The organism is Streptomyces sp. B15 (assembly GCF_018070605.1).
Taxonomy (GTDB): Bacteria; Actinomycetota; Actinomycetes; order Streptomycetales; family Streptomycetaceae; genus Streptomyces; species Streptomyces smyrnaeus.
In genome coordinates, this window is record NZ_JAGPXJ010000148.1 from 1 (window position 1) to 10,910 (window position 10,910).

Below are 10,910 nucleotides of genomic sequence, written 5' to 3' on the forward strand. Positions count from 1 at the left end.
AGCGTCGCCGGTGCGACTCCTCCCGCGAAGGAGACACCGGCAACGCAATTTCGGCGTCCCTCTCGCCCGGTGTTGCCGGTAACGCCGGTGCGGGCGGAGTGGCACCACAACTCGACCCGCAGGGTCGTCACCGGCCGGATTGGGGGCAGTAACGCACGGGCGGATTCCATGTAAGGCAATGGCTTGCCTGGTTGCGGAAGGGGGGTCCTAGGGGGGCGGAGCCCACCTAGCGGGGGGCGTTGGGGGGCGGAGCCCCCCGACACGACCCCTCGGCGGCAGCCGAAGAACCCAGGGGGCGTGCCCCCACAACGCAGGGGCGGCGCACCCCGCGGAGCGAGGGCGTGCCCCCACAAAGCAGGGCGGGGGCACCGGCCCTCACGGGGTTGCCCCGGGAGGCGGCGTACCCTCCCCGGGAAGGGTCAGGTGAGGAGGATGCCGGTGTAGGCGGTGCCGGCGATGACGAGCCAGGAGCTCATACCGAGCGCGGCGACCCGCAACCCGGTGCGGGTCAAGGACGGCAGGTGGACGGCGCTGCCGAGGGCGAACAGGGCGGCGGCCAGCAGGATCTCCTGGATCCGGGCGGCGCCGTCCAAGGCGCCGCCCGGCAGCAGGCCGGTGGTGCGGACGGCGACCATGGCGAGGAAGCCCACCACGAACAGCGGCACCAGCGGGGGCCGTTTCTCCGCGGCGGCCAAGCGCCCGCGCCTCCGCACCGTCAGCACCATTGCCGCGACGAGCGGCGCCAGCATCAGCACTCGCAGCAGCTTGACCAGTACGGCCTGTCCCAGTGCTTCCGGGCCGGCGGTCTGGGCCGTGGCGACGACCTGGCCCACGTCGTGGACGCCCGCGCCGACCCACCGTCCGAACTGTCCGGCGTCCAGTCCCAGGGGGGCCTGCAGCAGGGGCAGTACGGCGATGGCCAGGGTGCCGCACAGCGTCACCAGCGCGACGGAGGTGGCGACGTCCTCCTCGTCGCTGCCGCGTACCTCGCTGACGGCGCCGATGGCGGAGGCGCCGCAGATCGAGTAGCCGGTCGCGACGAGCACCGGCTGGTCGCCGCGCAGGCCGAGCCTGCGGCCGAGCCATACGGTGCCGAAGAAGGTGGCGACGACGACGCACACCACCATCGCCAGTGTCGCCCAGCCAAGCCCCAGCACGTCGCTGAGCGCGAGCTTCAGTCCGAGCAGCACGATGCCGAGCCGCATCAGCCGCTTGGCCGCCAGTGTCAGCCCGGGGCGGGCGGCTCCGCGGACCAGCCCTCGTGCTCCGGGCAGATGGGCGGTGGCGATGCCCAGCACCACTGCCGCGGTCAGCATCGGTACGCCGGGCAGCAGGAGATGCACCGTCGACGCCGCTACGACGCCGAGTGCGGCGAGGGCCAGCCCGGGCAGTCGGCTCGGTCTGCGTGCGGTCGGCTTGGCTGCGGGTGTGGTGGCGGGCGCCGTGGTCGGGGCTGTCCGTGCGCGGTCCCCCAGCAGTGCCATCAGGCGTCGGCCGGTAGGTCGTAGACGCGGCGGACGCTGCTGCCGAGCCGGGAGATGTCGGCGCCGTAGATGTGCAGGGAGACGGCGACGGTGTCGCAGCCGTTCCATACGCGGTGGATGTCGCCGGGCGGGGCGAAGCCGCACACGGCGCCCAGCGGGTTGACCACGTCCTCGGTGGCGACGAGGCGCGCGCTGCCGCCGGCGGCCTCGGCGGGCAGCAGCCGGTAGCGGCGCTCGTGTTCCTCGCCCTGGTGGACGCCGGTGACGCACCAGGAGACGTGGTCGTGGACGGAGGTGCCCTGGCCGGGCAGCCACACCAGGGCGACGACGGAGAAGCTGCCGTCGCGTTCGGCGTGCAGCACGTGCTGGCGGTAGTGCTCGGGGTCGGGTTCGCGCTGTGCGTCGGTCAGCAGATCGTCGGCGCCCAGGTGCGGTGTCAGCTTCTCGCCGACCAGGTACGCGGTCACGTCCGGCGGCAGCCCCCTGCCGACGGCCTCGCGCACGTCCTCGATGAGGCCCTGCAGGCGCTGCGTCGTCGGGGCGGCGGAAGGGGTGGTCGTCGTCGCTGTCATACGGGCAGCGTCGTGGCGGTCACCTATCACGTCCAACGACGGTTCGTTGGGGAGGTTCTCAGTTCTGCTTATGGGTGTGCGGCGCCGGGGCGCTGTCAGCAGCCCACGCGGCGTTCCGCCACCGTGCGCAGCGCGTCCAGGACGCGCGCGGTCGCCGGTATCTCCAGATGTTCGCGGAGCACATAGGCGGAGACCTGGCGGCGGGAGGCGGGGTCCAGTGCGCGCCCTGTCACCTTCTTGTGGAGGAGGAAGGAGAGGACCAGGCCCGGCACCATGGCGACCCCCAGCCCCTCGGCGACCAGGCTCTGCACCACCAGGTTGTCGTCGGTGGTGAAGGCGATCTCGGGGGCGAATCCCAGTTCGGCGCACTCGTGCAGGAAGTTGGCGCGGCAGCGCAGGCAGCCGGCGATCCAGCGCTCGTCGGCCAGTTCGCGCAGCTGTACCGCGCGGCGGCGGGCCATCGGGTGGCCGACGGGCAGCAGTACGGTGAGCTGGTCCTCCAGCAGCGGGATCTCGACCAGCTCTTCGGGCACCTGTTCGCGCAGGCCGGGATAGGTGAAGGCGAGGGTGATGTCGCACTCGCCGCGCACCACCCGGCGCAGCGACTCGGGCGGCTCGTCCTCCTGGAGCCGGACGCGGATGCCGGGGTGCTCGGCGGCCAGTTCGGCCAGGGCCTCGGGCACCAGGGTGGCGCCCGCGCTGGGGAAGGCGCAGACGGTGACCCTCCCGGCCTGCAGCCTGGTGAGGGATTCCATCTGCTGCTGGGCGGTGCTGATGCTCTCCAGGATCACCTCGGAGTGCCGCGCCAGCGCTTCCCCGGCCTCGGTGAGCCGCATCCGGCGGCCGACGCGGATGAACAGCGGGGTGCCGACGGACCGCTCCAGCGCCTTCATCTGCTGGGTGATCGCCGGCTGGGTGTAGCCCAGGGCGCGGGCGGCGGCGGAGTAGGAGCCCGCGCGCACCACCTCGTGGAAGGTCTTGATGTGCCGCGAGTCGAACATGGCAGAACCATAAGCAGATTTTGGGTTGGTGTGTCAGGCCGGGTGGCTCCGCTTCTGGATCACTCCCCTTGCACTGCCGCCCCGGCGGGCTCTTCCGTTTCGGCCGGCGCGGTCCTGCGGGGCTCCGCCTGGCCGGGCGCCCCGGTGTCCGGCTCGGGCCGCAGTCGGCCCGCCACCCGGACGCCCACGAGGGCGACGACGGCCGAGACGGCGTAGACGGCGGTGAACGCCGCCGGCTGTGCGGCGTCCGCTCCGCCCGCGCCCGCGTGCTCCCCCGCGCCTGAGGTTCCGGTGACGGAGACGGAGCCGCCGCCGAGGGCGGCGAAGAGGGTGCCGGTCAGGGCGAGCAGCAGCACATTGGACAGGCCGTCGCTCAGTTGCAGGGCGGCGGAGTTGCGTCCGGCTTCCTCGGGCGCCGAGAGCCCCAGCAGCAGCACGCTCAGCGAGGAGATGGTCAGGCCCATGCCGAAGCAGCCGATGCCCATGGCGAGGGCGAGTGTCCATACCGGGACCGATTCCACCAGCACCAGCGGGGTGTAGGCGATGGCGAAGGTGACCAGCGCCATCCCGGTCTGCACCAGCCGTTCGCGGTGCGGCTCCCAGCGGGGCCGCGACTGGGTGAAGGAGCCCAGCGCCCACAGCGCGCCTCCGGCGGCGAGGGTGAGTCCGGCGAGGGTGACCGACAGCCCGCGCTGGGTCACCAGCATCAGCGGGACGAAGCTCTCCGCGACGACGTAGGAGCCGGCCGCGATGCCGCGCAGCAGGACGACGGCGGGCAGCCCGCGCGCCGCCCGTACGGTTCCGCGGGGGAGCAGCACCCGCAGGGCGAAGGCCAGCAGGGCGACTCCGGCGGCGGCGGGCAGCAGCGCGAGCCAGCGGGGGTCCTGGCCGGCGTACTGGAGCAGTCCGGCGCCCAGCGCGACGGCGACCGCGAGCCGGATGCGCCGCCCGCCTCCGGAAACGTTTCTGCGGCCACCTCCGGAGCCTGCCTCGTCCCCGTCCGCGGCTGTCTCGGGCGGCCCGGAGGCCCGGCGCTTGAGCGGTGGCAGCATCACCAGCAGCGGCAGCACCACCAGCGCCGGTATCCCCAGGAACACCCAGCGCCAGCCCAGGTGTTCGGCGACGGTTCCGGATATCAGCGGGCCGACGATGGACGGCACCACCCAGGACGCGGCGAACGCGGCCATCACGGTGGGGCGCAGCCGTTCGGGGTAGGCCCGGCTGACGGTGACGTACAGCGCGACGATCACCAGCCCGCCGCCGACGCCCTGCACGGCGCGGCCCAGGACGAAGACCCACATGGCCGCGGCGGTGCCGGACAGCACGAGGCCACCGGCGAACAGCGCGATACCGGTGGCCAGTGGGGGCAGCGGCCCTCTTCGGTCGCACCACTGGCCCGAGGCGACCATGCCGACGACGGACGTGGTGAAGAACGCGGAGAAGGCGTACGCGTAAAGGGAGATGCCGTCCAGTTCGTCGGCGGCCAGCGGCATGGCCGTACCGACCGCGGTCGCCTCGAAGGCTATGAGGAGGACGACGGAGACGATGCCGAACGTCAGCGGCCGGTGGGTGCCGCTGAGGACGGACTCTGCGCGGAGTGCCGCCGGGTCTGGCGGCGGAAGGGCCTCGGGGCCGGTCTCGGTCGCTGGCATGCTCACCACGGTAAGTGCCACCTGGGAAGGGCGACACCTACCGTGGTTGCTGAGACCGCTCCACCGCTGGTCCTAGGCCGCGTCGGGCCGGGCGTCAGGGTGCGGTTCCGCTGCTCAGCCCTTGACCAGCTTCATGTACGTGTCCCAGTTCCAGTGCTTGCCCGGGTCGGTGTGGTCGTTGTCGGGGAGCTCGTTGTGGCCGACTATGTGCTTGCGGTCGAGCGGGACGCCGTGCTTGTCGGCCAGATGGCGGGTCAGCTTCGCGGAGGAGCGGTACATCGGGTCGGTGAACCAGGAGGCGTCGTCGACGTACCCCTCGTGCTCGATGCCCAGCGAGGAGGAGTTGGCGCTTCTCGCGTGGTAGGCGGTGTTCGCGTCGCGCACCATCTGGGTGACCTGGCCGTCCTTGGAGCGCACCACGTAGTGGGAGCTGACCTTGGCGTCGGGGTTCTGGAACCAGCTGATGGTGCCCGCGTAGGAGCCCTGCGTCACATGAACGACGATCTTGTCGATCTTGGCGCTGCGGCCGTCCGCGTAGTTGGCGCCGTGGGCAGGCACCCATGCGGCGTCGGGGTAGTCCGGGGCCTTCGTGTCCAGCCCGGACGCGTCCACCTCGCTCTTGTCGGGGTGGACGGTACGGCCGGCGACCTCGATCCGCTCGCCGTCCGGCGTGGTGGTGCCGACGCCCTTCTTCAGGGTGTCGTAGACGTCGTCGGCGTACATCCGGGCGACGGCTCCCTCGGCGCCGCTGTAGCGGGCGACGGCCGGGTACCACGCGTCCACGTCGTTGCGCTCCGCCGCGCTCAGGCCGAGCTTGTCGGCGTGGGCGCGCAGTACGGCTGCTCCGCCGTGGATGTTGGCGTCGGTGTCCTTGCGCAGCTCGGTGACGGACTCGCCGGTGATCTCGGCCGCCTGTTCGAGCGTATGCCGGGAGGGGTTGCTGACCAGGTGCATCACGCCAAAGCCGTGTGCCTGGCTGGGTTTGCCGTCGTGGCCGTCGAAGTGCGTCTCGCCGTAACCGACGGCGGCCAGTACATCGCGCGGTACGTCGTACTCCTCGGCGGCCGACTCGAAGGACTCGTTCATCGAGGGGGTGGAGTCCTTCGGTCCGGCCGTCGCCGACTGGACACCGGCGAACAGCGCGGTGGAGCCGAGGACGGCACCGAGACCGACGGCGACGGTGGCGCGGGTCCGCTTGTGCGACCTGCGGGCATGGGTGTGTGGGGGCATGGTTGCTCCTGTGGTGGGGGGATGGAGCTCAGGCGCCTGGGGCGTCACAGTACTCATGTGGTTAGGACATGACAACGCCCTTATGAGGACCGGCAGTTGAGCACCCCGACGGCGAAAAGCCGACGCCGCCCCGGTGGAGGAATCCACCAAGGCGGCGTCGGCACACTCCGCGAAGGTCAGCGGGCGAAACCGCTCCCCAACTGCGAACCCTTCTCCGGGGCCCCCAAGGTCTTCGGCCCGTAGGACACGACGCCCTCAGCGGTCAGGCCGCCGGAGGCGCCCCGCAGCACCCACACGGCGCCCGCGTCGGTGGCGGTGCTGTCGCCGTCCTCCCCCGGAGCGCCGATGGCCAGGTCGTCCCGGCCATCCTTGTCGGTGTCGCCCAGGGTCATCGCCGAGCCGAAGCCGTCCTGCGCCTCGACGGCGCCGGGCACGCCCGCGCTGCCCTGGTCCCAGTTCTTCGCGCCGGTGCCGGTCAGCCCGTTCTTGCCGCCCAGGAGCTGGACGACGGCACCGGTGTTCTTGCCGCCGGCGCCGCTGCCGATGTCCTCGCCGGGCACACCGACGGCGATGTCGGCGTAGCCGTCACCGTTGACGTCACCGGCGGCCAGGGCCTTGCCGAACTCGTCACCCTCCTCGTTGACGCCCGGGACGCCCGCGCTGTTCTGGGTCAGCGTGGCCGTCCGCTCGGCACCCGGGCCCTTGGCCGAGCCGTAGAGGACCTTCAGGGTGCCGTGGTCGTAGGGCAAATTCTCCACGACGCCGCCCGGGACGGTACGGATCACCAGGTCGCCGAAGCCGTCCTTGTCGACGTCGGCGATGACGCCGCTCTCCGCGTCGGTCACGTCCTGCGGCTTGTCGACGAGTCCGCCCTCGGAGCCCGCGAAGAACTCGCTGCTCTCGGACATCTCCTCGAACGCATGGGTGGTGACCAGGTCGTCGACGCCGTCGCCGGTGATGTCGCCCGCCGTCAGCGACGTCGGGCCGAACTCGTGGCCGGTGGTGACCTCGCTGCTCCTGGCCGCCTTGCCGTCCCGGGTGAAGCCGCCGTAGAGGACCTTCAGGCCCTTGTCGAAGTCGCCGGTGCCCAGGGCGAGGTCGGGCTTCTCGTCGCCGTCGAAGTCCCCCGCGACGAGCCGGGCGATGTGCTCGGTCGCTTCGGTGAGCTGCGTCGCGCTCGTGAGGCCCTTGCCCTTCTCGCCCCACAGCATGACGACGCCGTCGTTGCTGGTGACGGCCAGGTCGCTGACGCCGTCACCGTCGAAGTCGCGGGCGGCGGTGTTGTGGCCGAAGTTGCCGTAGGCCTCCGCCTCCCCGGGCACACCCGCCGAGTTGGCGCTGAAGAGCTGCCGGTGCGTGGTGCTCGCTCCCTTCGCCGAGCCGTAGGCGACGGTGAGATAGCCCGCGTACTGCTTGCCCCCGACGGTCGCCTTGTGCGCGGTCGCGACGGTGTCGGCGTACCCGTCCCCGTCGAAGTCGGCCTTCGGCGCGGCGGCGCCGGCTATGGCGGCGGCGCCCGGGGCTGTCGTCTTGCCCGGGGTCTGCGCGTTCGCCGGGCCCGCGACGAGCGCGGAGCCGGCCACCAGGACGGCCGCCAGCCCGATGACGCGGGCGGCGGTGGCGGTGGCGGTGGTGGTGGTGCTTACGGTGCCGGTGGGGGTGGCTTCTGCGTGGTGACGCACTCATCCTCCTGTGGGTGGTGCTCCGGTCCGCAGCGGCCTTGTCATGAGCGGAAGTTGGGCCTGCGGGGACGGACCGGGACCGGGGCGTTGGTCATTCACCGGTGAGACCTGCGAGACGGGTGAAGGGTTGCGCTGGGCCGACAAGCGGGTTGCCGCGAGGTTGCCGTCCCGGGGCGGGCAGGTCGGTGCCGGGCCCGGCCGGCTGTTTTCCGCTCGCTTTTCCGCATTCCCGGTCCGGCCGAGACGAATGGGAGAAAACCATTCCGTTTGTGATGGTTTCACTGTGCCTGCTGTGGCAAACTCCCCGGGAAATTCCCTTTTGGGCGAGCCGCCCCTTTCCGGGGCGGCCATCGAACAGGACAGGAATGCTTGTGCGGGGAACAACTCCACTCGTCGCAGGTGTCGTCGCGGTCGTGGCACTCACCCTGTCCGGCTGCGCCGGCGAGGGGGACGGCAAGAACCCCGAGGCGGCCGAGAAGCCCGGGCCGGACCACAGCGCGAGCCGTAGCCCCGGCCCCGAGAAGGACAGCGCCTCGCCCCGGGCGAGTTTTTCCGCCGGCGCCTCCTCCGCCACCGGGACCTCCGCCGACCCCTCCGCGGAGTCCTCGCACTCCTCGTCGGCGGGCAGCGGCAGCGCCCGCGCCGCGGAAGCCTCCGCCTCCAGCAGTCCGGGACGCGGCACCGGCTCGGGCACCGCGGACGGCGAGCGGGCGCCCGGCGCGGGAGCCGGCCCCGACTCCTCCGAGCGGCAGCACGAGGGCGGTGGCCGGGCCGCCGGTGTGCAGGGGACCTGGTACTTCCCCTACCTCGTCAAGGGCAGGGCCATCACCTTCACCGTCAACGGCGGCTTGTACACGTTCTCCGGCAGCGGCGTCAGCTGCACCGGGACGATCGACCGCGATCTGCGGCTCGGCGGCAGCTGCCGGGGCCGGACCCTGACCGGGCGGGCCGTGGTCAGCGAGGGCGGCCGGAAGCTCACGCTCAACTGGGACAACGGCAAGCCGGACCAGTTCACCCGCGCGCAACCCAGGTGACCTGCCGGGAGGTTGGTCACAGTGACCCGGGGCTGCTCCGGACGCGCCGGGCCGACGGTAGGGTTGCCGGGGTTGTGCCCAGTCGGCCGCCGCCGTACCTGACCCCGTCGTCCCGGAGACCGTGACTACCACTCCCACCACCCCCAGCAACAACCACCACCTGTCTCCCGCCTTCCCCGGCCGCGCCCCCTGGGGCACGGCCAGCAAGCTGCGGGCCTGGCAGCAGGCGGCGATGGACGCGTACCTGGAGCGGCAGCCGCGCGACTTCCTCGCCGTCGCGACGCCGGGCGCCGGCAAGACGACGTTCGCCCTCACCCTGGCCTCGTGGCTGCTGCACCACCACGTCGTGCAGCAGGTCACCGTCGTCGCGCCGACCGAGCATCTGAAGAAGCAGTGGGCCGAGGCGGCGGCACGGGTGGGGATCAAGCTCGATCCGGAGTACAGCGCGGGCCCGCTGAGCAAGGAGTACCAGGGGATCGCCGTCACCTACGCGGGCGTGGGCGTACGGCCGATGCTGCACCGCAACCGCGTCGAGCAGCGCAAGACCCTGGTGATCCTGGACGAGATCCACCACGCCGGTGACAGCCGCTCCTGGGGCGAGGCCTGCCAGGAGGCGTTCGAGCCCGCCACCCGCCGTCTGGCGCTGACCGGCACCCCGTTCCGCTCGGACACCAATCCGATCCCCTTCGTGGAGTACGCCGAGGACGGCGAAGGCATCCGGCGGTCCGTCGCCGACTACACCTACGGGTACGGCGACGCGCTCGCCAACGGCGTCGTGCGGCCCGTCATCTTCCTGTCCTACAGCGGCAACATGCGCTGGCGCACCAAGGCCGGGGACGAGATCGAGGCCAGACTCGGGGAGCCGCTGACCAAGGACGCGATCTCCCAGGCGTGGCGTACCGCGCTCGATCCGCGCGGCGAGTGGATGCCCGCCGTACTGCGCGCGGCCGACCACCGGCTGACGGAGGTCCGCAAATCGGTGCACGACGCGGGCGGCCTGGTCATCGCCTCCGACCAGGACTCGGCCCGCGCCTACGCCAAACTGCTGCGGGAGATCACCGGCAGCAAACCGACCGTCGTCCTGTCCGACGACACCGGCGCCTCGCAGCGCATCGAGGACTTCCGGCAGAACGAGGACCGCTGGATGGTCGCCGTCCGCATGGTCTCCGAGGGCGTGGACGTGCCCCGGCTGGCCGTCGGGGTGTACGCCACCACCGTCTCCACGCCGCTGTTCTTCGCCCAGGCCGTCGGCCGCTTCGTGCGCTCCCGGCGGCGCGGCGAGACCGCCTCCGTCTTCCTCCCGACCATCCCCACGCTGCTGACCTTCGCCAACGAGATGGAGGTCGAGCGCGACCACGTCCTCGACAAGCCGAAGAAGGGCGACGAGGACGACCCGTACGCCGAGGAGGCGGACCTGCTCAAGGAGGCCGAGCAGGAGAAGGACGAAGAAGTCGGCGAACAGGACCAGCTGCCCTTCGAGGCGCTGGAGTCGGACGCGGTCTTCGACCGGGTGATGTACGACGGTGCCGAGTTCGGCATGCAGGCGCACCCCGGCAGCGAGGAGGAGCAGGACTACCTCGGCATTCCCGGACTGCTGGAGCCCGACCAGGTGCAGCTGCTGCTGCAAAAGCGGCAGGCCCGGCAGATCGCGCACAGCAGGAAGAGGCCGGACAGCGAGGCCGACCTGCTGGAGATGCCCGCCGAGAAGCGTCCCGTGGTCACGCACAAGGAGCTGCTGGAGAAGCGCAAGCAGCTCAACAGCCTGGTCGGCGCCTATGTGCACCAAAGCGGCAAGCCGCACGGTGTCGTGCACAACGAGCTGCGCCGGGTGTGCGGGGGGCCGCCCAGCGCGGAGGCGACCGCGAGCCAGATCGAGGCACGCATCGCGAAAGTGCGGGAGTGGGCCACCCGGATGAAATAGCCGGGCGAAAAGAATTTCGAGTCCGCACCTTCGGGATTTTTGTGGTGAAGGCGGTCAGGCGGAGACCGGATTCTGGACAGACTCTTCCGGTCAGCGGTGCTCCTCGCTAGGTTTCCGGGACACACGGCCCGTGGCGACACCGCCACGGGCGGCCGGTTACCTCGATGACACTCAGCTTGCCCAGCTTGCATCGCTACAGCTCTTGCCAGTGCCACCGCGACCGGCGGCCTCCAGCGCTGCGCTTGGGGTACCGACCCAGGCCAGGGGCCGGGGAAGGTGACCGCCAACCGCTTCCGCACCCGCGGCTGCCGTCACTCACCCGAGGGAGGGGGGC

Annotated in this window: 7 protein-coding genes and 1 pseudogene; 2 read left to right on the forward strand and 6 right to left on the reverse strand. The window is 71.7% G+C overall.

Features of this window, described 5'->3' with window-relative positions:
• Positions 1-419: 419 nt before the first annotated feature.
• From KBY19_RS34340 to KBY19_RS34365, 6 genes and pseudogenes are all read right to left on the reverse strand, one after another.
• A complete protein-coding gene (locus KBY19_RS34340) occupies positions 420-1,484 on the reverse strand; it encodes a YeiH family protein (RefSeq protein ID WP_099881348.1) in 1,065 nt (354 codons plus the stop codon).
• Positions 1,484-2,056: a cysteine dioxygenase family protein gene (locus KBY19_RS34345; protein ID WP_099881346.1), complete on the reverse strand. Its 573-nt coding sequence runs from the start codon at positions 2,054-2,056 to the stop codon at positions 1,484-1,486. The genes KBY19_RS34340 and KBY19_RS34345 overlap by 1 nt, the downstream gene beginning before the upstream one ends.
• 95 nt (positions 2,057-2,151) lie before the next feature.
• The gene (locus tag KBY19_RS34350; protein WP_099881344.1) at positions 2,152-3,057 is read right to left on the reverse strand and encodes a LysR family transcriptional regulator; all 906 of its coding nucleotides are present in this window, start codon (positions 3,055-3,057) and stop codon (positions 2,152-2,154) included.
• 59 nt (positions 3,058-3,116) lie between these two features.
• Positions 3,117-4,709, reverse strand: a complete 1,593-nt coding sequence (locus tag KBY19_RS34355) for an MFS transporter (protein WP_185016957.1) — start codon at positions 4,707-4,709, stop codon at positions 3,117-3,119.
• A gap of 117 nt (positions 4,710-4,826) precedes the next feature.
• A pseudogene (locus KBY19_RS34360) lies at positions 4,827-5,939 on the reverse strand (N-acetylmuramoyl-L-alanine amidase); the annotation flags it as partial.
• A 176-nt stretch (positions 5,940-6,115) separates the two neighbouring features.
• On the reverse strand, positions 6,116-7,621 hold the full coding sequence (locus KBY19_RS34365) for an FG-GAP and VCBS repeat-containing protein (protein ID WP_307843695.1): 1,506 nt from the start codon (positions 7,619-7,621) through the stop codon (positions 6,116-6,118).
• Between the two features lie 413 nt (positions 7,622-8,034).
• Here KBY19_RS34365 and KBY19_RS34370 point away from each other — a divergent pair, with 413 nt between their 5' ends.
• Together KBY19_RS34370 and KBY19_RS34375 are read left to right on the forward strand one after the other, a co-directional pair.
• Entirely contained in the window at positions 8,035-8,655 is a 621-nt protein-coding gene (locus KBY19_RS34370; RefSeq protein WP_210967406.1) for a hypothetical protein, read from the forward strand.
• Positions 8,656-8,776: 121 nt separating this feature from the next.
• Positions 8,777-10,576 (forward strand): DEAD/DEAH box helicase, encoded by a 1,800-nt coding sequence (locus KBY19_RS34375; RefSeq protein ID WP_099881336.1) that lies wholly within the window; start codon positions 8,777-8,779, stop codon positions 10,574-10,576.
• Positions 10,577-10,910: the final 334 nt, after the last annotated feature.